At 70.1% G+C, this 26,957-nt stretch carries 21 protein-coding genes and 1 pseudogene; 9 read left to right on the top strand and 13 right to left on the bottom strand.

Annotated elements, in window-relative coordinates:
• Nucleotides 1–60: 60 nt before the first annotated feature.
• On the bottom strand, nt 61–750 hold the full coding sequence (locus ACFVYN_RS34690) for an SDR family oxidoreductase (RefSeq protein WP_390005907.1): 690 nt from the start codon (nt 748–750) through the stop codon (nt 61–63).
• A gap of 221 nt (nt 751–971) precedes the next feature.
• A complete protein-coding gene (locus ACFVYN_RS34685; protein WP_390005905.1) occupies nt 972–1,859 on the bottom strand; it encodes a class I SAM-dependent methyltransferase in 888 nt (295 codons plus the stop codon).
• A 111-nt stretch (nt 1,860–1,970) separates the two neighbouring features.
• Between ACFVYN_RS34685 and ACFVYN_RS34680 the strand changes: the two genes are divergently transcribed.
• Nucleotides 1,971–2,783 (top strand): phytanoyl-CoA dioxygenase family protein, encoded by an 813-nt coding sequence (locus tag ACFVYN_RS34680; protein WP_390005903.1) that lies wholly within the window; start codon nt 1,971–1,973, stop codon nt 2,781–2,783.
• Between the two features lie 120 nt (nt 2,784–2,903).
• On the opposite strand, the gene ACFVYN_RS34675 is transcribed toward ACFVYN_RS34680, so the two are convergent.
• Nucleotides 2,904–4,622, bottom strand: coding sequence for a glycoside hydrolase family 6 protein (locus ACFVYN_RS34675; protein WP_390005901.1), 1,719 nt, complete (start codon nt 4,620–4,622; stop codon nt 2,904–2,906).
• A gap of 85 nt (nt 4,623–4,707) precedes the next feature.
• Nucleotides 4,708–6,117 carry a cellulase family glycosylhydrolase gene (locus tag ACFVYN_RS34670; protein WP_390005899.1) on the bottom strand — a complete coding sequence of 470 codons (1,410 nt, stop codon included), beginning with the start codon at nt 6,115–6,117 and terminating at the stop codon, nt 4,708–4,710.
• Between the two features lie 408 nt (nt 6,118–6,525).
• Between ACFVYN_RS34670 and ACFVYN_RS34665 the strand changes: the two genes are divergently transcribed.
• From ACFVYN_RS34665 to ACFVYN_RS34655, 3 genes are all read left to right on the top strand, one after another.
• On the top strand, nt 6,526–9,441 hold the full coding sequence (locus ACFVYN_RS34665) for a glycoside hydrolase family 48 protein (protein WP_390005897.1): 2,916 nt from the start codon (nt 6,526–6,528) through the stop codon (nt 9,439–9,441).
• Between the two features lie 293 nt (nt 9,442–9,734).
• Entirely contained in the window at nt 9,735–12,401 is a 2,667-nt protein-coding gene (locus ACFVYN_RS34660) for a cellulose binding domain-containing protein (protein WP_390005895.1), read from the top strand.
• 156 nt (nt 12,402–12,557) lie between these two features.
• Nucleotides 12,558–13,196 carry a hypothetical protein gene (locus ACFVYN_RS34655; RefSeq protein ID WP_390005893.1) on the top strand — a complete coding sequence of 213 codons (639 nt, stop codon included), beginning with the start codon at nt 12,558–12,560 and terminating at the stop codon, nt 13,194–13,196.
• 48 nt (nt 13,197–13,244) lie between these two features.
• On the opposite strand, the gene ACFVYN_RS34650 is transcribed toward ACFVYN_RS34655, so the two are convergent.
• Both ACFVYN_RS34650 and ACFVYN_RS34645 read right to left on the bottom strand, forming a co-directional pair.
• Entirely contained in the window at nt 13,245–15,143 is a 1,899-nt protein-coding gene (locus ACFVYN_RS34650; protein ID WP_390005891.1) for a rhamnogalacturonan lyase, read from the bottom strand.
• Between the two features lie 43 nt (nt 15,144–15,186).
• Nucleotides 15,187–16,137 (bottom strand): helix-turn-helix transcriptional regulator, encoded by a 951-nt coding sequence (locus tag ACFVYN_RS34645; RefSeq protein WP_390005889.1) that lies wholly within the window; start codon nt 16,135–16,137, stop codon nt 15,187–15,189.
• A 40-nt stretch (nt 16,138–16,177) separates the two neighbouring features.
• Here ACFVYN_RS34645 and ACFVYN_RS34640 point away from each other — a divergent pair, with 40 nt between their 5' ends.
• Nucleotides 16,178–16,657 (top strand): hypothetical protein, encoded by a 480-nt coding sequence (locus ACFVYN_RS34640; protein WP_390005888.1) that lies wholly within the window; start codon nt 16,178–16,180, stop codon nt 16,655–16,657.
• Complete coding sequence (locus ACFVYN_RS34635) at nt 16,654–17,130, top strand: hypothetical protein (protein ID WP_390005886.1); 477 nt, start codon at nt 16,654–16,656, stop codon at nt 17,128–17,130. Before ACFVYN_RS34640 ends, ACFVYN_RS34635 begins: the two co-directional genes overlap by 4 nt.
• On the opposite strand, the pseudogene ACFVYN_RS34630 reads toward ACFVYN_RS34635, so the two are convergent.
• Nucleotides 17,099–17,663 (bottom strand): annotated as a pseudogene (locus ACFVYN_RS34630) (class I SAM-dependent methyltransferase). The gene ACFVYN_RS34635 and the pseudogene ACFVYN_RS34630 sit on opposite strands and share 32 nt — an antisense overlap.
• Before the next feature lie 4 nt (nt 17,664–17,667).
• Complete coding sequence (locus ACFVYN_RS34625; RefSeq protein ID WP_390005884.1) at nt 17,668–17,973, bottom strand: 4a-hydroxytetrahydrobiopterin dehydratase; 306 nt, start codon at nt 17,971–17,973, stop codon at nt 17,668–17,670.
• A 139-nt stretch (nt 17,974–18,112) separates the two neighbouring features.
• On the opposite strand from ACFVYN_RS34625, the gene ACFVYN_RS34620 reads away from it, so the two are divergent.
• The 3 genes from ACFVYN_RS34620 (at nt 18,113) to ACFVYN_RS34610 (ending at nt 20,730) form a co-directional block, all read left to right on the top strand.
• Complete coding sequence (locus ACFVYN_RS34620) at nt 18,113–18,934, top strand: helix-turn-helix domain-containing protein (protein ID WP_390005882.1); 822 nt, start codon at nt 18,113–18,115, stop codon at nt 18,932–18,934.
• A 66-nt stretch (nt 18,935–19,000) separates the two neighbouring features.
• Nucleotides 19,001–19,864, top strand: a complete 864-nt coding sequence (locus ACFVYN_RS34615) for a helix-turn-helix domain-containing protein (protein WP_390005880.1) — start codon at nt 19,001–19,003, stop codon at nt 19,862–19,864.
• Nucleotides 19,865–19,929: 65 nt separating this feature from the next.
• Nucleotides 19,930–20,730, top strand: coding sequence for an SAM-dependent methyltransferase (locus ACFVYN_RS34610; protein ID WP_390005878.1), 801 nt, complete (start codon nt 19,930–19,932; stop codon nt 20,728–20,730).
• A gap of 11 nt (nt 20,731–20,741) precedes the next feature.
• Here the strand turns inward: ACFVYN_RS34610 and dnaK are convergent, their stop codons facing one another.
• The 5 genes from dnaK to ACFVYN_RS34585 all read right to left on the bottom strand — a co-directional run bounded on the left by dnaK (nt 20,742) and on the right by ACFVYN_RS34585 (nt 26,913).
• Nucleotides 20,742–22,622, bottom strand: a complete 1,881-nt coding sequence (gene dnaK / locus ACFVYN_RS34605; protein WP_390005876.1) for a molecular chaperone DnaK — start codon at nt 22,620–22,622, stop codon at nt 20,742–20,744.
• A 49-nt stretch (nt 22,623–22,671) separates the two neighbouring features.
• The gene (locus ACFVYN_RS34600; protein WP_390005874.1) at nt 22,672–22,911 is read right to left on the bottom strand and encodes a hypothetical protein; all 240 of its coding nucleotides are present in this window, start codon (nt 22,909–22,911) and stop codon (nt 22,672–22,674) included.
• 293 nt (nt 22,912–23,204) lie between these two features.
• Entirely contained in the window at nt 23,205–24,563 is a 1,359-nt protein-coding gene (locus ACFVYN_RS34595; protein WP_390005872.1) for a hypothetical protein, read from the bottom strand.
• A gap of 93 nt (nt 24,564–24,656) precedes the next feature.
• Nucleotides 24,657–25,085, bottom strand: a complete 429-nt coding sequence (locus tag ACFVYN_RS34590) for an OsmC family peroxiredoxin (protein WP_390005870.1) — start codon at nt 25,083–25,085, stop codon at nt 24,657–24,659.
• 61 nt (nt 25,086–25,146) lie between these two features.
• Nucleotides 25,147–26,913 carry a hypothetical protein gene (locus ACFVYN_RS34585; RefSeq protein ID WP_390005911.1) on the bottom strand — a complete coding sequence of 589 codons (1,767 nt, stop codon included), beginning with the start codon at nt 26,911–26,913 and terminating at the stop codon, nt 25,147–25,149.
• Nucleotides 26,914–26,957: the final 44 nt, after the last annotated feature.

The following is a 26,957-nucleotide window of genomic DNA, read 5'->3' as shown; positions in this document are numbered from 1 at the left end:
GGCCTTGGGGCCCCCCCGCCGGCCTTCGTGTGTCCGGCGTCAACCGGTCTGCTCCGCGCGTCAGACGGGCTGCCCGATCGGCCGTACGACCACGGTGTTGATGTCGACGCCCTCCGGCTGCCGTACGGCCCACACCACCGAGTCGGCGATCTGGTCGGCGGTGAGCAGGTGGCCGGGCGGCAGGCTGCCGTAGCTGTCCCAGAACGGCGTCTCCACGCGGCCCGGAGCGATCAGGGTGACGCCGACACCGAACTCGGTGACCTCACGGCGGGCGTTCTCGGCGAGCCCGGTCACCGCCCACTTCGTGGCCCCGTAGATGTTGCCGGGTCCGTGGACGAACCCGGCGACGCTGCCGACCAGGACGATCCGGCCGCGGCTCTCCTTGAGGGCGTCGATGGAGGCGCGGATGAGGAGGGCGGGGCCGAGCACGTTGGTCAGCACCATCTCGGTCCAGCCGGCGGGGTCTCCCGCGGCCACGGTGTCATGGGTGGCGAAGCCCGCGTTGGCGACGACCGTGTCCAGCCGGCCGAACTCCTTGAGCGTGCCGTCGACGGCCGCCTTGACGTCCCCGTACTCGGCGGCGTTGCCGACGACGTCCGGGTTGCCCAGTTCCTCGGCGAAGGCACGCAGACGCGGCTCGCCCCGCCCCGTCACGGCCACGCGGTGGCCCGCGTCGAGCAGTTGCCGTGCGACCGCGGCGCCGATACCGCTGCCGCCGCCGGTGATGAGTGCGACCGGTGAGTCGGACATGGTTTCCCCCTGTGTTCTTCCGTCTGTGTTCTCTGTCGTCTCGTGGATGTCGGGGAGTACATCAGTTGGAGCCTTCTCGAAGTCAAGTGCCGCAGTCCTGGCGGTAGTCGGCCGACGGGAACCAGCGCCGCCACTGCGTCCGGGTGAGTTCCGCGGGCGCCCGGGCGCACACCGTGCGGGCGGCACGGTCGGGCTCCAACGGGTAGGTTCTGTCGGCGCCCTCAACCGGTGCGCACAGCCGTGTGCACCGTGTGCACCGCCAGCACGAACACATCCGCCCGCCGGTGCACACTCGCCGCGTCCTCGAGATCGAGCAGCCGGTCGAGAGTGTCCCGGTCATCGGGTTCCAGGAGCTCCCCGAACACGTCCCGCAGCCGCCCCAGCGACGCGGCGATGTACGCACGGGCCCGATCGGTCGTCGGCGCCGGAAGATCCAGCATGAAGCTGCGGGTGCCGGTGTGCCGCAGCCCGGCGGAGGCCATCAGCGCGGGCCAGTCCTCGACCTCGGAGACGGAGTCGGGCAGATCCGCCCGCATCTGCGCGAACCACTCCTCCTCCAGCGCGTCGAGCCGCGCCTGGAGCCCGGGCCGTCCGATCCCGATGTCCCGGGGCAGAAAGCGCGCCGGCAGCCGGCCCTCCAGCAACGCCAGCGTGCCGCCCCGTGCCAGCCGCGAGGCGAACGCGGCGATCCCGGCCCGCTGGTCCCCCAGGTGGTGCAGGCTCCGGCTGGCCCAGAGCAGGTCGACGGGATAGTCCAAGTCCTCGAGAACACCGGGCAGTTCACCGGCGAGGGCCCCGAAGCGGTCGGCGACGCCGAGCCGCTCGGCCCGGGCCCGCGCCCGATCCAGCAGCGGCTCGGCCCCGTCGACGGCGACCACCCGGGCGCCCGGAAACGCCTCGGCGAGCAGACAGGACAGCACCCCGGGCCCACTGCCCGCGTCGACGATGAGTCCCGGCTCGGTCTGCTTGTGCCCGAGCCAGGCCAGCGCCCGTTCGTACAGGGGCGTGAACAGTTCCGCCTGGGTCTCCAGGTGCTGGGCCATCCTGGACCAGTCGATGTCGGTGTGGTCGTGGTGGTGGTGACCGTGGGTGCCGTGCTCGTGCGCCATGGTGCCAGCCTCTCCTCGGGATGCGGCCAGCGTGCGCCGACGCACCGCGAGACGCCAGTGATGTTGCCACGACAGCAAAGAGCACGGCAAAGCGGACGCAAAGAAAACAGGATGCGCCCACCCCGGCCGGTCCTTCACGATGACCCCATGGACGACGAACTGGTGGAGCGCTTCCTCGAAGACGGATTCGTGAAGATCGAGGGTGCTTTCCCGCCCCGCGTCGCCCAGCACTGCGCGTCGCTGCTGTGGCGGGAGACGGGCTACGACCCCGAGGACCCGGCCTCCTGGAAGGACCCGGTGGTGTGGGTGGCCGGGATGGCACAGGGCCCGTTCGCGGCCGCCGCCAACTCGCCGGTCCTGCACGAGGCGTTCGACCTTCTGGTGGGTGAGGACCGCTGGCAGCCCCGCTACTCACTGGGCACTTTCCCGTTGCGGTTTCCGCACGCGGAGGAACCGGACGACGCGGGCTGGCACATCGAAGGCAGCTACCTCCCCGAGGACGCGCCGGCCGGGATGTACCACACCAACCTGCGCTCCCGGGACCGCGCCCTGCTGATGCTGTTCCTGTTCAGCGAGGTCACCGAGGCCGACGCCCCGACCCGTATCAGGGTGGGCTCCCATCTCGACGTACCGCCGGTCCTGGAGCCGTACGGCGAACAGGGCGCCTCCTTCCTGGAGTTGGGCCCGCAGGTGGACAAGGCCTCGGAACATCGTCCGCTCGCCCACGCCACCGGCAGGCCCGGGGACGTCTACCTCTGCCATCCCTTCCTGGTCCACGCGGCGCAACCGCACCACGGCACACGCCCCCGCTTCATGGCACAGCCGCCGCTGCTCCCGGCCGAGCCGTACGTGCTGGACCGCCCGGACGGCGACTATTCGGCGGCGGAGTTCGCGATCCGCCGGGGCCTGGCCACAGAGCACTGACCAGACCCCGGCGGGGTGATTCTCTTAGGGGCGCGGGTCTGTATCAACATGCGGCTCCGCCGCGCGGGCGCGACCAGCCACAACGGACCCGCAACTCACATCGAACCGCCCCCGGACCGGCTAGAGCGCCGGGTACGCGTTCTTCATGAGCTCCTGGAACTGCGCCGAGAACCAGTGCCCCGACAGCGGGGCGTTCGGCAGCGCACCGGACATGTTGTTGTTGTTGCGCGGGTTGCCGGTGTACGTCGGGTCGCACATCCGGTCGAAGCCCTTGCCCTCGTCGTTCGCGATCGCGGAGCTGGACCCGTCGGACTCACCCGGAGGCTTGACCCACACGTAGGCGTCGATCCCGGCGGCCGGGCTGGCCTTCGGGCGCTCACCGAGGCCGGCCCCGGACTGGTTGCACCAGTTGCCGACGTGGATACGCCGGTCGATCCGGCCGCCGTTGACGTAGGTGTCCACGTCCGTGGTGGCACCGGGACCGGTGGGCCGGGCGGTGCCGCCCCAGCCGTTGCGGGAGGTGTCGATCAGCATGCCGACGCCCGAGGGGAAGCCCTGGTTCACGGCCTCCTGCCGGAACGCCTGGGCGTAGGAGAGCTCGTCGGTGTACCGGTTCCAGTCCACCCACTTGGACTCGCGCACGGACTTGCCGTTCACGGAGTCGTTGATGGTGAAGTACTGCTCCTTCAGCGCGCTGTAGTTGGCGGTGTTGGTGATGAAGCCCTGCACGTCGTTGACCGTGGCGCCCTCGGCGGTGGCCGCCTGCTTGATCGTCTGGATGCTCGAAGAGAAGTTGTCGTCCCAGCCGAGCCAGCCGTGGTGACCGGCATCCACGTAGTTGTAGACGTTGGGTGCGTCACCGAGCTTGTTGAGCGCGTAGCCGACGCCCTTGACGTAGTTGCCGTTGGCCTTCATCGTGTCGCAGTTGGCGGTGGCCGTGGCCCGCGGCGAGACGTTGGTGACGAGGTTGGGCAGCGAGTCGAGCTCGACCGTGTTGACGATCCGCAGCGAGGCGTACTTGGGGTCGGCGAGGATCGCCGCGATCGGGTCGATGTACTGCGTCTTGTACTTGTCGATCTCCGTCGGGCCGAGTTCGCCGTTGGAGGCGAGTGCCGCGCAGTCACGGCCGGGCAGGTCGTAGATGACGAGCTGGACGACGAGCTCGCCGCTGCCCTTCTGCTCCAGGGCCTTGTCGAGGTGGGCGCGCAGTCCCATCCCGCCGTTGACGCCGTTGATCGCGGCGATCCGGTCGAGCCACACGGCGGTGGGCTGGTTGGAGATCCGGCTGCCACCGGGTTCGGCCGCGGCCTTCGCCGACCATTCCGGGTTCACGTACACCTTGGCGCCGGCGTACGGGTTGTCGACCTTGGTGCCGGGGGTGCCGGGATCGGTCGGAGGGGGGTCGGTAGGGCCGCCGCCGCCGTCGACGTTGCAGGTCACACCGTCGAGAGTGAAGGTGGCCGGGACGGCGTTGGTGCCGCTGTAGGTGCCCTGGAAGCCGAAGCTGGCCGAACCGCCGGTGGGGAGCGTGCCGTTGTAGCTCTCGTTGGCGGCGGTGACGGCCGTCCCGCTCTGGCTGACCTTGGCGTTCCAGCCGCTGGTGACCTTCTGGTTTCCGGCGTACGACCACTTCAGCGACCAACTCGACTTGGCGGCGCTGTTGTTGGTGATCGTGACGGCTGCGGTGAAGCCGGTGTCCCACTGGTTCTGCACCTTGTAGTCCACGGTGCAGGGGACGGCGGCGAGGCCCACGTCCCCGGGGGCGACTGCTAGCGCGGTCCCGGAGGCCCCGGCGACGAGCGCCAGGGCAGCGAGGAGCGCTGTTCTCGTACGACTCATGAGTGCGGGTTTCCTTCTCGTTCGCGGGTGTTGTCCGTCAAGCGGGTGCTGTGCGTCGAGCGGGTGCTGTGCGTCGAGCGGGGTGCTATCCGTTCAGGGCACGCAGATGGTCACGCAGCCCGGTGCCGAACGCTGTGGGTGTGCCGTCGTAGCTGCTGATCAGGGACGGTCCGGCAGAGCAGTCCCAGGTGTTCCAGGTCCAGCCGAGGTACGACAGGCCATGGCTGTCGAACCACTTCATGACCTGGTCGATGAAGCCGTGCGCGCAGGTGTTCTCGCCGATCTCCCCCGCCACGAGCGGGACTTGGGCGGCCACCGGCGCGAGCGTGGAGTTCCAGCAGCTCTCGGTGGAGCAGGTGTTGAAGTTGTACACGTGCCAGGCGGCGGCGAGATTGCCCGCCGGGTCGGCCGGTTTGTAGGTCAGCCACTGGCTGAGGTCGTTGGAGTAGGCGATCCCGCCGGCCAGGATCAGGTTGGTCGCGCCGGTGCCCCGGACGCTGTCGACGAGATCCTGCATACCGGCGACCTCGTACCCGATGCCCGGGCAGCTGCCGCCGTCCCGCCAGCACTGCCACGCCTGGGTGGTCGTGGAGGTGGCGCGGTCCGGGTAGGGCTCGTTGAACAGGTCGAAGACGACGGACCGGTCGCTCTTGAAGGTGTTGGCCACCGAGGCCCAGAAGGAGGGCGTGTACTGCATGTCGGGCATCGGCTTCTGGCAGCTTGCGTGCACGTCGGAGCAGCCGGCGGAGTTGCCGGTGTACTGCCCGTAGGTCCAGTGCAGTTCGACCACGGGTGTCATGCCGTGCGCCTTGACCTTGGCGACCAGGTCCTTGACGGCGTTGATGTAGTTCGCCCCGGCGTAGGCCGGGTCGATGTTGGACAGTCCCAGCCAGCACTCCTCGTTGAGAGGGATGCGGACCGTGTTGGCCTTCCAGTCGGCGATCGCCTTGACGGAGGCGTCGTCGACCGGGCCGTCGAAGATGCCGCGGCCCTGGACGCACATGAACTCGCCGCCGGACCGGTTCACCCCGAGCAGCCGACGGGTGGTGCCGGCTGCGTCCACGAGCTTGTTGCCGGAGACCCGAAGAGCCGGGGGTGTGCCCTCGGCCGGGTCCGTCGGGTCCGGCGTGGGCGAGGGCTCGGCAGCCGTGTTGCAGCTGGTGCCGTTGAGCTTGAACGAGGTCGGGACGGCGTTGCTCCCGGACCAGGACGCGATGAATCCGGCGCTGACGCTCGCTCCGGTGGCCAGCGAGCCGTTGTAGCTCTCGTTGGCAGCGGTGACCGTCGTACCGGACTGGGACCATGTGGCGTTCCAGCCCTGGGTGAGCTTCTGGCCGCCGGCGAAGTCGAACGTGAGGCTCCAACTGCTCACGGCGGCCATGTTGTTGGTGATTTTCACGGCACCCTGGAAGCCGCTGCCCCACTGGCTGGTGACGGAGTACTCCACCGAGCAGGCAGGGGCGGCGCCGGACGCCGTGACCACCGGCACCGTCACGGACCCGATAAGGGCGACCGCGCCGGCAACGGCTGCTGCTTTCCCCCGGGGGATGACCCCCGGACCCCCAGCAGAAAAACGGGCCGGCCGACGTGACCGGCGCGTCCTTCGCGGGGCGAACCTGAGTAAAGGTACTGAACGCGGGGGGTGTCGCATGAGCGACTCCTTGCAGACCAGCGCGCCGTTACGGACGCGTCGACTGATGGAACCGCTCCCACTGGTGCCAAGGAAGGTAGCGCCAAGTGACGGCAAAGAACAGGGGGGTCACTTGACTTTTCCCGAGACCGGTTCGTCGAATCTTTTCGACTCTTCAAGCACCTTGACCCCTTGAAGGCTCGTCCTCACTATGGGAGCGCTCCCACTGGTTCAAGCCTTGACTTCTCCGAGCCGCACAAGGAGGAACCAGCAATGCCCCCCACCAGGAGACGCCGGCCCGTCCGGCGATTGTGGACCGCTGTCGTGGCGGCCATGGCACTGCCGTTCGCGATGCTGAGTGCGGCTTCAACTCCCGCACAAGCAGCGTCAGTTCAGTGCAGTGTCGACTACAAGACCAATGACTGGGGCTCCGGTTTCACCGCGGATCTGACGATCACCAACCGCGGCACGGACGCCATCAACGGCTGGACCCTGACGTACAGCTACGCGGGCAACCAGAAGCTGAGCAACGGCTGGAACGGCACGTGGTCCCAGTCCGGCCAGGCGGTCACGGTCAAGAACGCCTCGTACAACGCGAACATCGCCGCGGGTGCCGCCGTCACCACCGGGGCGCAGTTCACCTACAGCGGCAGCAACGCCGCTCCAACCGACTTCGCCGTCAACGGCACGAGTTGCACCGGCGCCCACCAGCCGCCGATCACCGTGCTGACCAGCCCGGCCGCGGGCGCGGTCTACACCCAGGGCACCGCGGTCCCGCTCGCCGCGACGGCCGCCGCCGCGGACAACGCGACCATCAGCAAGGTGGAGTTCTACGACAACACCACACTGCTGGGCACCGACACGACCTCGCCGTACTCGCTCTCGGCCTCAAGCTTGACCGTGGGCAGTCATTCGCTCCTTGCGAAGGCGTACGACAGCCTGGGCGCGTCCGGTGAGTCGACACCCGTCGGCATCACCGTCGCCTCGGGTCCCGCGGTCGTCGCCTCGGCCACCCAACTCGCCGTCCAGCAGGGCAAGACGGGCACCTACACCGTGAAGCTGTCGACGCAGCCCTCGGCCAACGTGACCGTCACGACCGCCCGCACGAGCGGCAACTCGGGGCTCACGGTGACCGGCGGGGCCTCGCTGACCTTCACCCCGTCGAACTGGAACACCGCGCAGACGGTGACGATCACCGGCAACGCCTCCGGCACCGGAGCGGCGACCTTCGAGTCGACGGCGACCGGCCACGCCAAGGCCTCGGTGACGGTCACCCAGATCACGGCGACGGGCACGTACAACGCCCGCTTCCTGGATCTGTACGGCAAGATCACCAACCCGGCGAACGGCTACTTCTCCCCCGAGGGCATCCCCTACCACTCGGTCGAGACACTGATCGTCGAGGCGCCGGACCAGGGCCACGAGACCACGTCGGAGGCGTACAGCTACCTCCTGTGGCTGCAGGCCATGTACGGCAAGGTGACGGGCGACTGGTCCAAGTTCAACGGTGCCTGGGACATCATGGAGAAGTACATGATCCCCACGCACGCCGACCAGCCGACCAACTCCTTCTACAACGCCTCCAAGCCGGCGACCTACGCGCCCGAGCTGGACACCCCGAACGAGTACCCGGCGAAGCTGGACTCCTCGGTGTCGGTAGGCTCCGACCCGATCGCCGGTGAGCTGAAGAGCGCGTACGGCACGGACGACATCTACGGCATGCACTGGCTCCAGGACGTCGACAACGTCTACGGCTACGGCAACGCGCCCGGCAAGTGCGAGGCGGGACCGACCGACACCGGACCGTCGTACATCAACACCTTCCAGCGCGGTGCGCAGGAGTCGGTGTGGGAGACGGTGCCGCAGCCGACCTGCGACCAGTTCAAGTACGGCGGCAAGAACGGCTACCTGGACCTGTTCACGGGTGACTCCTCGTACGCCAAGCAGTGGAAGTTCACCGACGCCCCGGACGCCGACGCGCGTGCGGTGCAGGCCGCTTACTGGGCCGACACCTGGGCCAAGGAGCAGGGCAAGGGCTCCGACGTCTCCACGACCGTGGGCAAGGCCGCGAAGATGGGCGACTATCTGCGCTACGCCATGTACGACAAGTACTTCAAGAAGATCGGCAACTGTGTCGGTCCCTCCACCTGCGCGGCCGGTACCGGCAAGGACGCCTCGATGTACCTGCTGTCCTGGTACTACGCCTGGGGCGGCGCCACCGACACCTCGGCGGGCTGGGCCTGGCGCATCGGATCCAGTCACGCGCACGGCGGCTACCAGAACCCGATGGCCGCGTACGCGCTGAGCAACTACGCCGACCTCAAGCCCAAGTCGGCCACGGGCGCCTCGGACTGGAACACCTCGCTCGGCCGGCAGCTGGAGTTCTACCGCTGGCTGCAGTCCGACGAGGGCGCCATCGCGGGCGGTGCGACCAACAGCTGGGCGGGCCGTTACGCGACTCCCCCGGCCGGCAAGTCGACCTTCTACGGCATGTACTACGACGAGCAGCCCGTCTACCACGACCCGCCGTCCAACCAGTGGTTCGGCTTCCAGGCATGGTCGATGGAGCGGGTCGCCGAGTACTACCAGCAGACGGGGAACGCGCAGGCCAAGGCGGTCCTCGACAAGTGGGTCAAGTGGGCGCTGTCCAAGACCACGATCAACCCGGACGGCACGTACCAGATCCCGTCGACGCTTCAGTGGTCGGGCCAGCCCGACACCTGGAACGCGTCGAGTCCCGGCGCCAACAGCGGACTTCACGTCACCGTCGCCGACTACACCAACGACGTCGGAGTGGCCGCCGCGTACGCCAAGACCCTGACGTACTACGCGGACCGCAGTGGTGACACCCAGGCCGCTTCCACGGCCAAGTCGCTGCTGGACGGCATGTGGAACAACTACCAGGACAGCCTGGGCATCGCGGTGCCGGAGAACCGGGCGGACTACAACCGGTTCGACGACTCGGTGTACGTCCCGAGCGGCTGGACCGGGACCATGCCGAACGGTGACGCGATCAACGCGTCGTCGACCTTCGAGTCGATCCGGTCCTTCTACAAGAGCGACCCGGCCTGGTCGAAGATCGAGGCCTACCTCAAGGGCGGCGCGGTGCCGTCGTTCACGTACCACCGGTTCTGGGCCCAGGCGGACATCGCCCTGGCCATGGGGTCGTACGCGGAGCTTCTCGAATAGCCCCCGCCGAGCGCTCCGCGGGTTGGGCCGTTGATTGGCTGCGGGTCCGTTGTGGCTGGTCGCGCTCGCGCGGCGGAGCCGCACAATCGATGCAGTCCCGCGCCCCCAAGGGCGCGTCACCTCACCGCTCATCCTGCGGAACCGCTCGAAGGCTTCGCGTATAAGGCTCCGCCACCTGACGGCGGGGCCGAAACAGCCGGGCGGCCCCCTCCCGCACTGGGGGTCGCCCGGCAACTCTCGCACCAGACGGAAAGCGCTTACCCCACACTCCCCCTTTCCGGAAAGGACCCCCCGTGCGAAGAACCCGCATCCTCACGGCCGTGCTCGCGCTCGCGGCCGGGCTGCTCGCCGGCACCCCGCCCGCACTGGCGGCCGACAGCACCGCGAAGGTCTCGCTCGCCGCCGACACGTACACCTGGAAGAACGCCCGGATCGACGGCGGCGGTTTCGTGCCGGGCATCGTCTTCAACCGCAAGGAGAAGAACCTGGCGTACGCCCGCACGGACATCGGCGGCGCCTACCGCTGGCAGGAGTCCTCGAAGACCTGGACGCCGCTGCTCGACTCGGTCGGCTGGAACGACTGGGGGCACACCGGCGTGGTCAGTCTGGCCTCCGACGCCGTGGACCCGAACAGGGTGTACGCGGCCGTCGGGACGTACACCAACAGCTGGGACCCGGGCAACGGCGCGGTCCTGCGCTCCGCGAACCGGGGCGCGAGCTGGCAGAAGACCGACCTGCCCTTCAAGCTGGGCGGCAACATGCCGGGGCGGGGCATGGGTGAGCGGCTGGCGGTCGACCCGAACAAGAACAGCGTGCTGTATCTGGGGGCGCCGAGCGGCAAGGGACTGTGGCGGTCCACGGACTCGGGGGTCAGCTGGTCGCAGGTGGCGAACTTCCCCAACGTCGGCAACTACCAGCAGGATCCGAGCGACACCAGCGGCTACGCCAGCGACAACCAGGGCGTCGTCTGGGTGACCTTCGACGAGTCGACGGGAACGTCCGGGAGCGCCACCCGGGCGATCTACGTGGGCGTCGCGGACCTCCAGAACTCGGTGTACCGGTCGATGGACGCGGGCGCGACCTGGACGCGGCTCGCCGGCCAGCCGACCGGCTACCTGGCCCACAAGGGTGTCCTGGACGCGGCGGGCGGCTATCTGTACCTCTCCTACAGCGACAAGGGCGGGCCGTACGACGGCGGCAAGGGCCAGGTGTGGCGGTACGCGACGGCGACCGGCACCTGGACGAACATCAGCCCGGTCGCGGAGGCCGACACCTACTACGGCTTCAGCGGCCTCACCGTGGACCGGCAGAAGCCCGGCACCCTCATGGCCACCGCCTACAGCTCCTGGTGGCCGGACACCCAGATCTTCCGCTCCACGGACAGCGGGGCGACCTGGACGAAGGCGTGGGACTACTCGTCGTACCCCAACCGCGCGAACCGCTACACCATGGACGTCTCCTCCTCCCCGTGGCTCACCTGGGGCGCGAATCCCTCGCCGCCCGAACAGGCGCCGAAGCTGGGATGGATGACGGAGTCGCTGGAGATCGACCCGTTCAACTCGAACCGCATGATGTACGGGACGGGAGCGACCCTCTACGGCACGGAGAACCTCACGAACTGGGACTCCGGCAGTCAGTTCACCATCAAGCCGATGGTGCGGGGCCTGGAGGAGACGGCGGTCAACGACCTCGCCTCACCACCCTCGGGCGCCCCGCTGCTGAGCGCGCTCGGTGACATCGGCGGCTTCCGGCACACGGACCTCACCAAGGTCCCGTCGACGATGTTCACCTCCCCGAACTTCACCACGACCACGAGTCTGGACTTCGCGGAGACGAACCCGAACACGGTCGTGCGGGTCGGCAATCTGGACTCCGGGCCGCACATCGCCTTCTCGACGGACAACGGGGCCAACTGGTTCGCGGGGACCGACCCTTCGGGCGTGAGCGGGGGCGGGACGGTGGCCGCCGCGGCGGACGGCAGCCGGTTCGTGTGGAGCCCGGACGGCACGGGAGTGCAGTACACGACGGGCTTCGGCTCGTCCTGGGCGGCGTCGAGCGGCATTCCGGCGGGCGCGATCGTCGAGTCCGACCGGGTCGACCCTCGGACCTTCTACGGCTTCAAGTCCGGCAAGTTCTACGTGAGTTCGGACGGCGGGGCGACGTTCACGGCGTCCTCGGCGACCGGGCTGCCGAGCGGTGACAGCGTGCGCTTCAAGGCGCTGCCCGGGGTGAAGGGTGACGTCTGGCTCGCGGGCGGGGCGAGTGACGGGGCGTACGGTCTGTGGCACTCGACGGACGCCGGCACGAGCTGGACGAAGCTGTCGAACGTCGACCAGGCCGACACGATCGGCTTCGGGAAGGCGGCGACCGGGGCGTCGTACCAGACGCTCTACACCAGCGCGAAGATCGGCGGGGTCCGTGGCATCTTCCGCTCGACGGACAAGGGTGCGAGCTGGACCCGCGTCAACGACGACGCCCATCAGTGGGGTTGGACCGGCGGAGCCATCACCGGTGACCCGCGGGTGTACGGCCGCGTGTACATCTCGACCAACGGCCGGGGTGTGATCTACGGCGACACGTCCGACACCGGTGGAGGCGGCGGCACCGATCCGACGGACCCGCCGGACCCGACCCCGACGGGCGCCTGCGCGGTGACATACAAGATCACCAACCAGTGGTCGGGCGGTTTCCAGGCGGACGTCCAGCTGAGCAACACCGGTTCCAGTGCCTGGACCGGCTGGACACTCGGCTGGACCTTCCCCAACGCCCAGACGATCTCCCAGACCTGGAACGCCGAGTCCACCCAGTCGGGCTCGACGGTCACGGCGAAGAACGTCGGCTGGAACGCAAACGTGGCGGCGGGCTCCTCGGTGAGCTTCGGCTTCACGGGGAGCTGGTCGGGGACGAACGGGAAACCGACCGCGTTCAAACTGGGCGACCAGAACTGCACGGTCACCTGACGGCACCGCCGAGGGCGCGTACCGCACGGGTACGCGCCCTTTTCCCTGCGCACGGGGTCCCCAGGTCACAACTGGATCACCCCTCGTGCATATCTCTCACCCTTCCTTCACATTCTCCGTTACGCTCATTTCCCACGAAAAAACTCAGGGGGCACCATGTCGTACACGCAGCCGCCTCCGCCTCCTGACTCTCCGCCGCCCGGTTTCGGACCGCCGCCCGTTCCGCCCACGTCCCGGCCGGGCTGGACCCGCAAGCGGGTGCTCATCCCCGTCGCTGTGGGCGTCCTGCTCCTGGGCGTGGGCATCGGGGCCGCGGGCAACGGCGACGGCGGGGGCAAGAAGGCCTCCGCCGAGCCGGCCTCCGCCGAGCCGGCCGCCACCGTCACGGCCACGGTCACCGCTCGGGCGCAGGTCGACACCAAGGCGAAGCCCGCACCCACGGTGACCGTCACCAGGACGGCCACGGCGAAGGCCGAGGCGAACACGGCGGACAGTGCCGACACCGCCCCCAGTGGCAAGGCGGTCTTCAAGGTGTGGGGCTCCGCGCCCGCGGGCGTCGACATCACCTACGGCAGCGACGGCACCAACCTCCAGGGCAAGGGACTGCCGATGGAGAAGACACTGAGCGTCGACGAGAACTCCCTCTACTACCAGGTGACCGCTCAGCTCATGGGCGGCGGGAACGTCCAGTGCTCGGTCACCATCGACGGCAAGACGAAGAAGGGCCGGGCCCAGGGCGGTTACAACATCTGCTCCGCGCAGCTCAACAGCGATTTCAGCGGCGGCTTCAGTTAGCCGCCCGGGTGGGTGCGTGCTCCGCAGGGCGCACGCACCCACCTGTGTTCACGGCGTGTACACCGTCGGCCTCGGTGCCGTAGCCATGCCGTCGCCGATGTAGAAGCTCGGGTGCGGGGGCTGGTTGTAGGCGGTGTTCTGCCAGGCCAGGGCCGTGCGGTACTGGGTGTCGTGGAGGAGGGTCGTGATCCTCGTCGTCGTCTCGTACGGCGTCGAATAGATCCGCAGGGCCGTGTTGTCCGACGTCGGCCAGACGACCTCCTCGCGCCAGTCGCCCAGGATGTCGCCGGACAGGGACGGGGTCGCCTTGGTGCTGTTGTTGGAGTGGACCGACGCTCCGGTCAGCAGGCGGGTGTCGGACGAGGTGCCGTACTTGTCGATGTGAGTGCCGTCGAGGAGTTCACGGACCGTGTCGCCGTCCCACCAGGACAGGAAGTTGATGCTGGAGGGCTTGCGGCTGGCGACCACGGTGCCCTGCGGATCGCGGACGCCGTCGGCGCGCGACGACCAGGACTCGGCTCCGGCGCTGCCCGCCCAGATGTCCCCGGAGACGCCCCGGCCGTTGTCGCCGTTGGCGGCGGTGGACCAGATGATCTGGCCGGTCCTGGCATCGGCCATCCAGGAAGCGGGCTTCGAGCCGTCCTCGTCGACCTTGAACTCCTCCAGGCCGGGCCGTGCGGGGTCCAGGTCGCCGACGTGCATGGCGTCGCCGTGGCCGTTCTTCGTCGTCCACAGCCCGTCGCCGTTGTCGTCGACGGCCATCGAGCCGTAGACGATCTCGTCCCTGCCGTCTCCGTCGACGTCGGCGACGGACAACTGGTGGTCGCCCTGACCGTCGTAGCCCTTGCCGCTGTTGGTCGAGGAGTTGGTGTCGAAGGTCCAGCGGCGGGTGAAGGCGCCGTTCCGCCAGTCCCAGGCGGCGATCACCGTGCGGGTGTAGTAGCCGCGGGCCATGACCAGGGAGGGTCGGGCGCCGTCCAGGTACGCCGTCCCAGCGAGGAAGCGGTCGACCCGGTTGCCGTACGAGTCGCCCCATGACGACACCGTGCCCCGGGCCGGGACGTAGTCGACGCTCTGCATCGCCTTGCCGGTCTGCCCGTTGAACATGGTCAGGTACTCGGGGCCGGACAGGACATAACCGCTGGAGTTGCGGTGGTCGGCCGACGAGCTGCCGATCACCGCGCCCGTGCCGTCGACCGTGCCGTCCGCCGTCTTCACGGCGATCTCGGCCTTGCCGTCACCGTCGTAGTCGTACGCCTGGAACTGCGTGTAGTGCGCGCCGGAACGGATGTTGCGGCCCAGGTCGATCCGCCACAGCCGGGTGCCGTCGAGCTTGACGCCGTCCAGGATGGTGTTGCCGGTGTAGCCGGACTGGGAGTTGTCCTTGGCGTTGGTCGGCTGCCACTTGAGGACGAAGTCCAGTGCCCCGTCGCCGTCGAGGTCGGCCACGGACGCGTCGTTGGCCTCGTAGGTGTAGGCGACGCCGTCCGGGGTCGTGCCGCCGGCCGGCGGGCTGATCGGAACGTCCTTGTAGCCGCTGCGGAGTTGGACCGCGTGGACCGAGTCCGCCTGCTCGACACCGCCGACGACCGCGCGGACCGTGTAGTCGGCCTCGGCGGGCGCGCCGGAGTGGAAGTAGTTCGTGGAACCCGTGACCGGGGTCGAGTTGACCTTCGTGCCGGCGCGGTAGACGTTGAAGGACACGTCGTTCGGGTCGGTGCCGAGCCAGCGCCAGCTGACCAGGTTGCCGCTGCTGGTGTGCACGCTGACGACGCCCCGGTCGAGCTTCTCGACCTGGCGGGCGGTGGCGGCCTCGGCCGTGCCGGGCGACAGCGCGGTCAGACCGGCGGCCACGAGGGCCACGGCGGCGGTCGTCGCCGAGAGGAGGACCCGGCGTCTGCGGTGCGGGTGGGGATGCCGGTGGGGGTGCGGGTGCGGGTGCTGCACGGGGTGAACCTCCGAAGCTGTGGGGACGGACGGGTTCCACCCCTCAGTCGCCGCACGGAGAAGCCGAGTTGCCGTACCTTTCGGCCAGTTCGGCGACCGTTCGCGCCATCCGTGCGCGCAGCTCGGGGGGCTCCAGCACCTCGATGCCGGCGCCCAGGCGCAGGAATTCGCCATGGGCGTGCTCCACGGACTCGATGGGGACCCGGGCGAGGGTCCGACCTGCGGAATCGGTACGGACATGGGCCGCCCTCGGCAGCCGCACACCCGGCGCCAGCCGCACGAGCGCCTCGCTCCGGTACAGCCGGTCGTGGAAGTCCCGCTGGTACGCCGTCCACCAGGCAGCCAGATCGAAGCCCTCGGGACGAACGAACTCCTCTTCCGTGGAGGCCAGTTCGAGGATCTGGTCCACACGGAAGGTGCGCGGTCCCGGACCCGCGACGACGTACCAGCGGCCCGCCTTCGACACCAGTCCGTACGGTTCCAGCCGCCGCTCCACATCGGTCGGTTCGGCCCAGCGGCGGTACCGGACCCGGAGCACCAGGCTGCTCCACACCGCCTCCGCCACCGCCGGGAGGAACGGTGTCTGTTCGGCCTCCGCGTACCACCCGGGCGTGTCGAGGTGGAAGCGTCCGCTGATCCGGTCGGCGTGGGCCCGCAGTTCCGCCGGCAGCGCGGCCCGCACCTTCAGCCGGGCGGCGGCGAGGACGGGCCCCAGGCCCAGCTCGGCGGCGGGACCTGGCGCTCCGGCGAGGAAGAGGGCCTCGGCCTCCTGAGCGGTGAGGCCGGTCAGCCGGGTGCGGTAGCCGTCGAGCAGGCGGTAGCCGCCGGCGTGGCCCGCGTCGCCGTACAGCGGGACGCCGGCCGCGCTCAGCGCCTCGACGTCCCGGTAGACCGTGCGCACGGACACCTCCAGCTCGTCGGCGAGCTGGGCGGCGGTCATCCGGCCCCGGGTCTGGAGCAGGAGGAGGATCGAGACGAGTCGGCCGGCCTTCACTGACACAGGATGTCAGTGAAGCGGGCCTAGCGTCCCGCGCATGGCTTTCACCGAGAAACTGCTGACCGTGCCACCGCCGATCGACGTCGCCGGGCGGCACGTCAAGCGCTACCACGTCACCGCCGACCCGGCCGGCATCGCGCCGGAGGTCGAGAAGGGCGCGTACGAGATCCTCCCGGAGCTGCTGCCGGAACCGGACGGCACCCCGCCCGCGACCTTCGTCGTGCTGCACCGGGGTACGGACACCGGCGCCTACCTCAACGCCTACAGCTGGGTGTGGGACAACGTCCTCCACTTCCGTGGCGCCGCCGCCGGACAGCCCGCGCTCCACTGTCCGGACCTCGACCCCACGCACTTCGTCAAGCCGGACCTGCCCTGGATCGGCTGCGTCTGGGAGCTCCCGCCGATCGCGCACGAACGGGACGCCTGGGTACGGCACCTGCTCGCGCCCGAAGTCCCCGACCTGGAGGCCTACTTGGCGGATTCGCTGCCCGAGGGAACCACGGGGGACCGCTCATGAGCAGCCCCCACGACTTCGACTTCCTCCACGGCGAGTGGGAGGTCGTCAACCGCCGCCGCACCGATTTTCTGGATCCGGACAGCGGCTGGGAGGAGTTCCGGGCCACCAGCCGCTGCTGGCCGCTGTTCGACGGGGCCGCGAACATCGACGAGATCGACATGCCGCACCTGGAGGCCAAGGGCGCGACCCTGCGGCTCTTCGACCGGGCGACCGGGCAGTGGTCGCTGAACTGGGCCGCGAGCCGCAGCGGGACGCTGTTCCCGCCGGTCGTCGGGCGGTTCGAGGCCGGTCGCGGCGAGTTCTACGGCGACGACGCGTACGACGGGAAGGACGTGCGGGTGCGGTTCGTGTGGGCGGACGTCTCGGTGCGAGGGGCCCGCTGGGAGCAGGCGTTCTCCGTGGACGGCGGGGAGAGGTGGGTGACCAACTGGACCATGGACTTCAGCCGGCCTTCCGGAACACCGGGAGGCTGAACACCGGGTTGAACACCGGGTCGGGACGCGGGAGTTCCCCGTCCGGGAGCCCTCCAGCTCCTCGGCGAACCGCGGCGTGAGCGGGTCGCCGGGCGGCAGCCGGGTGAACACCCGGGAAGCGGGCCCGGTCGGCCGGGTGCAGGAGGTGGACGGCGGCGTACGACTCGACGAGCGGCGCCGCGTCCGGGGCCTGGCGCCACCTTGTCGACGGTGGTGACGTACACCCCGCCCGGCCTGAGCACCCGGGCGCACTCGGTGTCCTCGGCCCGCACGTCCTCGGGCCGGTCGAGGAGGTGCGGCAGCCACACGCTGGTGACGGCGTCGAACGCTCCGTCCGGGAACGGCAGCGCCCGGCCGTCGGCGATCACGACCGCGCCGGGCAGCCGCATGGCGGCCGTCCTGGCCATGCCGTACGTCAGGTCGGCGCCCGTGCCCCGGGTCGCCGGCCGGGCGGCGGCGAGCCTGCGGGTGACGATCCCGGTGCCGGAGGCCATGGCGTCGTGGGCGTCGGCCTCCTTGTCGTGGTCGAGCACCGGCTCACTGGGCTCCGTGGCCGGCGGCGAGCGCCTGAACCCGCTGCGCGAGCTCGAAGTCCTTCTCCGTGAGGGCACCGCCCGCGCTGTGCGTGTGCACGGACAGCGCGACCGTGTTGTAACCGAGGGTGAGGTCGGAGTGATGGTCGAGCTCCTCCTGGACCTGGGCGATGTGCACGACCATCGCCGTGGCGGCGAAGTGGGTGCCGAGGCGGTACGAGCGGGTGAGACGGACGTCGTCGACGGACCAGCCCGGCAGTTCCGCGAGCCGGTCCTCGATCTCCTTCTGCGACAGGGGTTCGACGGGCATGGTCTCGCTCCTTCCTTGGGGTCACGGGTGTTCTCAGCGTCCCACAGGTGTGCCGCTGCTGCCCTGGTCAGGAGGGTTCCGGTGGTCGGCCGGGGACACCTTCGGCCGGGTACGCCGCTCCTCGACTACGGTCGTACGTATGACCACTGCCCAGTCCGGTTCAGCCACCCCTCCCGGCCAGGGCGTGGGTCCCCTCCTGCGCGCCTGGCGGGAGCAACGGCGGGTCAGTCAACTGGAGTTGGCGCTGCGGGCGGACTCCAGTGCCCGGCACATCAGCTTCGTCGAGACAGGACGCTCCCGCCCGAGCGAGGAGATGGTGCTGCGGCTCGCCGAGCATCTGGAGGTGCCGGTGCGGGAGCGCAACGCGCTGCTGCTCGCGGCCGGTTACGCCCCGCGCTTCCCTCAGACCCCGCTGGACGATCCTGCCCTGGACGCCGTGCGGGAGGGGATCGAGCGGCTGATCCAGGGCTACGAGCCCTATCCGGCCCTGGTGTTCGACGCCGGGTATCACGTCGTGGCCGCGAACCGGGGGATCATGATGCTCCTCGACGGCGTCCCGGAGTCCTTGCTCCGGCCCCCGCTCAACACCATGCGGCTCACCCTGCACCCCGAGGGCCTCGCCCCGCGCATCCGCAACCTGCGGGAGTGGCGCGGCCATCTGCTGGACCAGATGCGACGGCAGATCGCCCTGCGCCGCTCGGAACCGCTGCGGGAACTGTACGAGGAAGTCGCGGCCTATCCGGTGCCGGGTCCGGAAGAGTCCGACGACGGACAACAGGCCGGACAGGTCCCCTACTTCGCGCTGCCGATGCGGATCGCGCACGAGGGGCGGACGCTGTCGTTCATCTCGTCGACGTCCACGTTCAACACCCCCATGGACGTGACCGTCGCCGAACTGGCCATCGAGACGTTTCTCCCGGCCGACCCGGCGACGGCGAAGTACCTTCACTCGCGGTCATGACCGGTGTGACCGGCACCGGGACATGGCACACTGCACGCAAGCTTCGACGCGTAGGGGAGGCGTGGCGTGAGTGAGCGGCGACCTGCGCCGACCGTGGGCCAGGTGGTGCTCGGCAGACGGTTGCAGGAACTGCGGGAGGCGGCCGGTCTCAAGCGTGAGGAGGCCGCGCTGGTACTGCGGGTGGCCCCCGCGACCGTACGGCGGATGGAGATGGCCGAGGTCGCGCTGAAGATCCCGTATGTCCAGGTGCTGCTCGAGACGTACGGGGTGCCCGAGGAGCAGGTCGGGGCCTTCGTCCAGCTGGCCGAGGAGGCCAACAAACCGGGCTGGTGGCAGCGGTTCCACGACGTGCTGCCCGAGTGGTTCAGCCTGTATGTGAGCCTGGAGGGCGCGGCCGGCATCATCCGCTCCTACGAGCCGCACTTCGTGCCGGGACTGCTCCAGACCGAGGAGTACGCGCGTGCCGTCATGGAGGCCGGGACGATCGGGCAGGTGGGTCCTGATTCGGTGGAGCGGCATGTGTCGCTGCGCATGGCCCGCCAGGAACTGCTGGAGCGCCCGAACGCACCCCATCTGTGGGTGATCATGGACGAGACGGTGCTGCGCCGCCCGGTGAGCATCCGCTCCCAGGTGATGCGTGAACAGCTGGACAAGCTGCTGGAGTTCGCCGAGCGCGACCGGATCACGCTCCAGGTGTGCGAGTTCGAACAGGGCCCGCACCCGGGGACGTACGCGCCCTTCTCGCTGTTCCGCTTCGCCGAGCCGGAGCTGCCCGACCTGGTCTTCACCGAGTACCTGACGGGCGCGCTGTACCTCGACTCCCGCCAGGAGGTCGCCACGCACCTGGAGGTGCTGGACCACATGTCGGCGCGGGCCGCGTCGGCGGAGCGCACCAAGAAGCTGCTGCGGGAGCGCCGCGAGGACTTCTGAGCAGCAGCATCACCGGACCACTGGGGCCCACCACACCGGTCCCACCACAGGGGAGAAGACACCGCATGACCGGATCCGACGCCGCAGCCCCCGCCATCGACACCAGCCGGCCGCACCCGGCCCGGGTGTACGACTGGTGGCTGGGCGGCAAGGACAACTACCCGGTGGACGAGGAACTGGCCCGCCGGATCCTCGCCGTGGACGGCACGGTGATGCGCGGGGCGCGCGCCAACCGCCGTTTCATGCAGCGGGCGGTACGGACGGCCGCCGAGGCCGGGATCCGCCAGTTCCTCGACATCGGCACCGGCATTCCCACCGAGCCCAATCTGCACCAGGTGGCACAGGAGGTCGCCCCGGAGTCGAAGGTCGTGTACGCGGACAACGACCCGATCGTCCTCCGGCACGCCCAGGCCCTCCTGCACAGCACCCCCGAGGGCGCCACGAACTACGTCCACGCCGACGTCCGCGACCCGGACACCATCCTGCGCCTGGCCGCCGAGACCCTGGACTTCTCTCAGCCGGTCGCGCTGTCCCTGGTGGCGCTCACCCACTACCTGAGCGACGACGCGTACGGCTTGCTCGAACGGTACGTCGCCGAGCTCGCCCCGGGCAGTTACGTGATCCTCTCGCAGGTCACGCCCGATCTGAGCCCCGAGGCCATCGAGAAGGCCGCCGAGCAGTTCCGCCGCAGCGGCACCCCCTTCTTCCCTCGTTCGCTCGCCGAGTTCTCCCGCTTCTTCGACGGCCTGGAGCTGCTCGGCCCCGGAGTGATCCCGGTGTCGGGCTGGCGCCCGGGCCCCGAGGACGTGGCGGCCCAGGCGGAGGGCATCGTGCCGGTGTACGCGGGGGTCGCGCGCAAGGTCTGACCCGTACGGCGCTACCCCTGCTGGTCCTTCGGGTCCCCCTGGTCCTTCTCGTCGTCCACGATCTCCGCGTCGACCACGCCCTCCTCCTCGTGCGGCGGGGAGGCCGGTTCGTCCTGCGGGGACTCCTGCGGGGCCTGCTGCTGGGCCTTGGCGTACATCTCCTGGCCCATCTTCTGGCTGACGGAGGCGAGCTTCTCGACGCCTCCCCGGAGGGTGTTCGTGTCGGCGTTCTCCTCCAGGAGCCGCTTGAGTTCGGTGACCGCCGACTCGACCTCCGTCTTCGTGTCGGCGGAGATCTTGTCGCCGTTCTCGCGGACGAACTTCTCGGTCTGGTAGACGAGTTGCTCGCCCTGGTTGCGGGTCTCGGCGGCCTCGCGGCGGTTGCGGTCCTCCTCGGCGTACTGCTCGGCCTCCCGCATCATGCGGTCGATGTCGTCCTTGGGGAGCGCCGAGCCGCCGGTCACCGTCATCTTCTGTTCGCGCCCGGTCGCGAGGTCCTTCGCCGAGACGTGCATGATCCCGTTGGCGTCGATGTCGAACGCGACCTCGATCTGCGGCACGCCCCGGGGCGCGGGCGGCAGACCCGTGAGGTCGAAGACGCCGAGCTTCTTGTTGTACGCGGCGATCTCACGTTCGCCCTGGTACACCTGGATGCCCACCGAGGGCTGGTTGTCGGTGGCCGTAGTGAAGATCTCCGAACGGCGGGTCGGGATCGTGGTGTTGCGTTCGATGAGCTTGGTCATGATGCCGCCCTTGGTCTCGATGCCCAGGGACAGCGGCGTCACGTCGAGCAGCAGGACGTCCTTCACGTCACCGCGGATGACACCCGCCTGGAGCGCCGCCCCGACCGCCACGACCTCGTCGGGGTTGACCCCCTTGTGCGGATCCTTGCCCGTCAGCTCCTTGACCAGGTCGGTCACCGCGGGCATCCGGGTCGAGCCGCCGACGAGGATGACGTGGTCGACCGCGGAGAGCTTGATGCCCGCGTCCTTGACCGCCTGGTGGAAGGGGGTCTTGCAGCGGTCGAGCAGATCCGCGGTGAGCTCCTGGAACTGCGCGCGGGTCAGCTTCTCGTCGAGGTGCAGGGGCCCCTCGGCGGAGGCGGTGATGTAGGGCAGGTTGATCGTGGTCTCGGAGGACGACGACAGCTCGATCTTCGCCTTCTCGGCCCCCTCCCGGAGCCGCTGCAGCGCCATCTTGTCGTTGCCGAGGTCGACGCCGTACTGCCCCTTGAAGCGTTTGACCAGGTGCTCCACGATCCGGTGGTCCCAGTCGTCGCCGCCGAGATGCGTGTCGCCGTTGGTGGCCTTGACCTCGATGACCCCGTCGCCGATCTCCAGCAGGGACACGTCGAAGGTGCCGCCGCCGAGGTCGAAGACCAGGACCGTCTGCTCCTCGCCCCGGTCGAGGCCGTACGCCAGCGCCGCCGCCGTGGGCTCGTTGATGATCCTGAGCACGTTGAGGCCGGCGATCTCCCCGGCCTCCTTGGTGGCCTGCCGCTGAGTGTCGTCGAAGTACGCGGGCACGGTGATCACGGCGTCGGTGACGTCCTCGCCGAGATAGGACTCGGCGTCCCGCTTGAGCTTCTGCAGGACCCGCGCCGACAGCTCCTGCGCCCGGTAGCGGGTGCCGTCGATCGAGCCCTGGTCCGGGAAGCGCCAGCTCGTGTCGCCCATGTACCGCTTCACCGAGCGCGCGGTGCGCTCGACGTTGGTCACGGCCTGCCGCTTGGCGACCTCGCCCACCAGTACCTCGCCGTTCTTGGCGAAGGCCACGACCGACGGTGTGGTCCTGGCTCCCTCCGCGTTGGCGACGACCGTGGGTTCACCGCCCTCCAGCACGGCCACCACCGAGTTCGTGGTACCGAGATCGATCCCGACCGCACGTCCCATCGCTGTCCCCTTCCGCCAGGGATGTCCACCAGGGAATTGCACCACCTGCTCAGTGGGACGGGTACCCCAGCGAACGCTCCTCGTGCCGTTCCGCGCGCAGCGCGACGGCCCGCCGCGGCCGGTCGGTGATCAGCAGGTTGGCCCGGGCCGGCCGCTGGTGCACGGCGACCCCGCTCGCGCCGCAGGCGCGCACCCGGCGCATCGGCAGGAGCCCGCTGAGCCGGGTGTCGGCGAGGCGGGACGGGGCGATCTCCTTGCGGTCGCGCCCCAGGGACAGCGCGGTGCGCACCCGGGGAAGGCCCGGGCGACGACCGCGACGGAACGGTCCTCCAGGGTCGTGGCGACGAAGCCGTCCGTGCCGAGCAGGGCGACCGCCCGGTCGAGCAGCTCGTAAATGAGCGACCGGCTTCCCCGCGATCAGCGACATCACCCTCGTCGACGACCGCATGGGACGAGCGGCCCGTTCGCTGAGCTCAGCGTGGGTGATCTCGCCGAGACGCGGACCGGTGCACCCCGCCCGGGGGTCGTGGTGGAGGACGAAGGCCCCGTCAGCCGTACGCCGGACGTCGTGGCGTGCGCCTCTCAGCTTCCGGACTGTGGGTGGGACGGTGACCGCGGGGCGGGCACCGGGGCGGCCGTCGGGGTCGCCAGCAGCGCGCCGGAGCGCTTGCTGACCCGTCTGAGCAGGAGGTATCCGATCCCGGCGAGGGCGATGAAGGGAAGCCAGGCCAGCAGGTAGGCCGGGAGGTAGTGGGCGTCGAAGATGGACCGCCGGCTGTCGACGTCGGAGGCGTTGGCCCCGAAGAACGCCAGCAGCAGCGTCGGCGGCAGGGCGATGCCGGTGGCCACCGCGACAAGCGCCGACACCGTACGGTCCCTGCGGTCGTCGCGCTCGGCGAGCTGGGCCTGCAGAGCGGCCGAGCGGGCGCTGATCACCGAGGTCAGACGCTCGACCATCCTCGCGGAGTTGTCCAGGCTGTCGGGGATGCCGAGGGCGTCGCGCAGCGAGGACTGGAACGCCTCCATGACCATCTCGGGGATCAGCAGGCTGTCGACGTACGCCTCGACGCCGAAGGCCAGGTCCAGCTGGAGTTCGTTCACCCCGTCGGAGAGCCGGGAGATCAGCCTGCGGATCTCGTACGGCGACTCGGCCGCGGCCTGTTCGTTGGCGCGCATGGTCTCGAAGGCGGCCAGCCGGGTGCGCTGCAGGACGGCGAGGGCGGAGACGATGCCGACGGCGACCAGGATCAGGCCGTTCTCCACGTGCCCGGCCCAGCCGGCGTGGACGGAGACCCCGCGGCCGTGCGCGGAGAGGGTGCGGCCGTGGCGGTGGAGGTGGGGCGGCCCGGACGTGGACAGCCGGCCGCGGTACACGATCTCGTTGAGCAGGGTGGGCGGGCGGATCTCGTCGGGGCCCAGCAGGTCGTTCTCCAAGTCGCCGCCGGGAAAGACCAGTTGGTGGACGTTCTGGCCGAAGGCGAGTGGCTCCCGCGGGGCGAGCCGGCCGCCCAGCGCGTCGAGCAGGGCTGTGCCGTCGAGCGTGATCCGGTCCCGGTCGAAGCAGGTGTCGGCGAGCCACGCGGCGAGGGCGGTGGGAGGCGTCTGTCCGGCGAATCCGCAGTCCAGGGCCAGGGTGATGTCCCCGCGCGGGGTGGCGAGGACGGCGATCTCGACGGACGCCAGGTCGAGTCCGTGGCCGCCGTGTGGCAGCCGCAGCTCCTCGGGGGCCACGTCCTCGACGAGTACCGGCACCGGCAGCACCGCCTCGCTGGAGGTCAGGTGGAGGGCGAAGCGGCCGAAGTCGAAGGTGTCGACGAGGGTGCCCAGCGCGGGCCGCCCCGGGTCCAGTCGGCCGGTGAGGCTGAACAGGACGACGACACGGGTGAGTTCACGGGTGCCGGAGTCGAGTGCCGCCGTACCGCCGGCCGTTCCCACAGTCATCGCGTTCCCTTTCGCACCACCGGACCGGCCCCCGAACCACGCGTCGCGCAGACCGCCCCGGACGAGCGGCCTGCGCGACCCGGCGCCTTGGGTTCAGGCGAGCTTGGCGTCCAAGGTGATCGGGACGGACTTCAGGGCCTGGCTGACGGGGCAGTTGGCCTTGGCGTCGTCCGCGGCGGCGGCGAAGCCCTCCTCGTCGAGGCCCGGCACGGTGCCCTCGACGGTGAGGTGGATGCCGGTGATGCCCTCACCCGGCTGGAAGGAGACGTCGGCCGAGGTGATGAGCTTGGTGGGCGGGGTGCCCGCACCGTCCAGGGCGTGCGACAGCGCCATGGAGAAGCAGCTGGAGTGCGCGGCGGCGATCAGCTCCTCGGGGCTGGTCTTGCCGTTCGCGTCCTGGGAGCGCGAGGCCCACGTGACCGGCTGTGCCTCGATGGCACCGGAGGAGTCGAAGTCGACGACACCGCTCCCCTCGAGGAGGTTGCCTTCCCAGACGGTGTGTGCGGAGCGCGTGGTAGCCACGGTCAGTCCTTTCGTGTGGTCCCGTTGACGGGGGTACGGGAACCATCCGATCACACTACGCTCAGCTCACGCGGAAGACCGGCCCGCGTGCGGTGAACGGCAGCCTGGCCCCCTGCGGGATCAGATAGGCGTGCTCGCGCCGCACCCGCAGCACATCGCACCAACCGTCGGTGATCACCAGCACGGGCGCGCTCGCGGGGAAGTCGTCGGCGCGGTGCAGCAGGTCGATGCCGGGCTGCAGGACGGTGCCGCCGCGGCCGTGCACCCGGACCCGTTCGGCGATCTCGGTCACGGGCAGGTAGCCGGCGTCGTGCGGGGCCGCGTCGCAGAACACGACCCGGGCGGCGGGTACGTCCCGGGCCTCGGCGTACGAGGCGATGGCGCCGAGTGCCTTGCCGAGCAGGGTGCGGCTCATCGACCCGGAGGTGTCCAGGACCACGCCGAAGGTGCAGCGGGCGACCTCCTCGGGCGGGAAGTGGCGGCCGGCGCGCGGGATGTCGGGGGTGGAGGACTGGCGGCGCGCGGGACGGGCGTAGGACCGCACGGGCTGTGGGCTGGGGACGAACTCGTCGAACCAGCGGGCGAGTTGCGCGTCCCAGGGCAGCGGCGGGTGGCTGAGGGCGCGGATCTCCTCGACCAGGCCGCCGGGCAGGAACCCGCGCTCCTGCCGCTGGTGCAGGTCGAGGCCACGGGCGAGGCCACGGCGGTAGAACTCGTCGAGGTCGACGTAGTCGCGCGGTGAGCCGAGCGGGCCGCCGAGGATGTCGCCGGCGCCCTTGCCGCGGAGGGTGGCGAGGCGGCGCATGCGGCGCAGGTCGCCGGCGATGCGGTCGTAGACCTCCTCGGAGGAGAGGCCGGTGAGCTCCGGGTCGTGGAGCAGGCCCTCGGGCATGGTGCCGATGCGCATCTCGGTCAGCCAGCCGTTGATGACGTAGTCGCAGGCGATGTTGAAGAGGTAGGGGTCGCGGGTGCCGCAGCGGTCGCCGTGGCGCAGGGCGGCGTGGAGCATCTCGTGGGCGAGGATGAACCGCCATTCCTCGTCGTCGAAGTGGCGCAGCGGGTTGATGTAGATCTCAGCGGCCTCGGCGTTGACGGCGGCGATCGCGATGCCGTGGGCGCGGGCGAGTTCGGCGTCGGCGACCAGGGTGATGCCGGCCGCGATGCCGCCGAGCAGCGGATAGGAGGAGATGAACCAGCTCAGGGCCTGCTGCCAGGGGCGTTGGGGGGCCACTTCCCCGGTGAGGGAGTCGCGGCGGCCGCCCGCCATGTCCATCGCCGCCGACACGGTCCGGGTCAGGGCGGTGGCGAACGCCAGCTGCCAGTCGGGCGGTTGGGACCAGCCCGTCCACCTGAGCAGCAGCTGGTCGGGGTCGGGGCCCGCCGTACCGCAGTGTTCGTAGACGGCCGGGATGCCGTCGCGCCGCCAGCGGGCGGCGAGCTGCTCCTCGTCGCCGTCGGGGTAGGAGGCGGGCAGGTGCTCGGGGGCCCGGCCGACGCGGAAGCCGAGCAGGAAGCGGTTGACGACGAGGCAACGGGCGGCGAGGTCGAAGCGGTCGGGCTGGGTGCGTTCGCCCTTGACCGCCGGGACGTGTCCGAAGCCGAGGTGGAGGACGGCGTGGGCGAGCGCCCAGGCCCAGGCGGCGGGCTCGGCGGTGGGGGTCCCCCCGCGCGAGTCTGTTCGAGCGCGGGGGAGGTCGGGGTGGGCGTGCAGGTCGCCGTCGGAGTCGACGACCACGAGCCCGTCACGGGGTGCGAACCGGCAGTCCGGCCGGCGGCAGACGTCGAACTCGACGGCCGCGAGCGCCGGGTTGGCCCGCATGAGCCGCATTCCCTCGGCGAACGCCTCGCCCGCGAGGTCGCGCTTCTTCCTCT

This window comes from Streptomyces sp. NPDC058307 (assembly GCF_042880295.1).
In the GTDB taxonomy this organism is placed as follows: domain Bacteria; phylum Actinomycetota; class Actinomycetes; order Streptomycetales; family Streptomycetaceae; genus Streptomyces.
The sequence above is the reverse complement of the archived record's forward strand: the minus strand, read 5'-3'. Positions and strand labels throughout refer to the sequence as shown.

Coding starts and splice junctions, on each gene's coding strand:
- ACFVYN_RS34690 (WP_390005907.1), bottom strand. CDS start 750: ATGTCCGACTCACCGGTCGCACTCATCACCGGCGGCGGCAGCGGTATC.
- ACFVYN_RS34685 (WP_390005905.1), bottom strand. CDS start 1,859: ATGGCGCACGAGCACGGCACCCACGGTCACCACCACCACGACCACACC.
- ACFVYN_RS34680 (WP_390005903.1), top strand. CDS start 1,971: ATGCGCCCACCCCGGCCGGTCCTTCACGATGACCCCATGGACGACGAA.
- ACFVYN_RS34675 (WP_390005901.1), bottom strand. CDS start 4,622: ATGAGTCGTACGAGAACAGCGCTCCTCGCTGCCCTGGCGCTCGTCGCC.
- ACFVYN_RS34665 (WP_390005897.1), top strand. CDS start 6,526: ATGCCCCCCACCAGGAGACGCCGGCCCGTCCGGCGATTGTGGACCGCT.
- ACFVYN_RS34655 (WP_390005893.1), top strand. CDS start 12,558: ATGTCGTACACGCAGCCGCCTCCGCCTCCTGACTCTCCGCCGCCCGGT.
- ACFVYN_RS34640 (WP_390005888.1), top strand. CDS start 16,178: ATGGCTTTCACCGAGAAACTGCTGACCGTGCCACCGCCGATCGACGTC.
- ACFVYN_RS34635 (WP_390005886.1), top strand. CDS start 16,654: ATGAGCAGCCCCCACGACTTCGACTTCCTCCACGGCGAGTGGGAGGTC.
- ACFVYN_RS34625 (WP_390005884.1), bottom strand. CDS start 17,973: ATGCCCGTCGAACCCCTGTCGCAGAAGGAGATCGAGGACCGGCTCGCG.
- ACFVYN_RS34620 (WP_390005882.1), top strand. CDS start 18,113: ATGACCACTGCCCAGTCCGGTTCAGCCACCCCTCCCGGCCAGGGCGTG.
- ACFVYN_RS34610 (WP_390005878.1), top strand. CDS start 19,930: ATGACCGGATCCGACGCCGCAGCCCCCGCCATCGACACCAGCCGGCCG.
- dnaK (WP_390005876.1), bottom strand. CDS start 22,622: ATGGGACGTGCGGTCGGGATCGATCTCGGTACCACGAACTCGGTGGTG.
- ACFVYN_RS34595 (WP_390005872.1), bottom strand. CDS start 24,563: ATGACTGTGGGAACGGCCGGCGGTACGGCGGCACTCGACTCCGGCACC.
- ACFVYN_RS34585 (WP_390005911.1), bottom strand. CDS start 26,913: ATGCGGCTCATGCGGGCCAACCCGGCGCTCGCGGCCGTCGAGTTCGAC.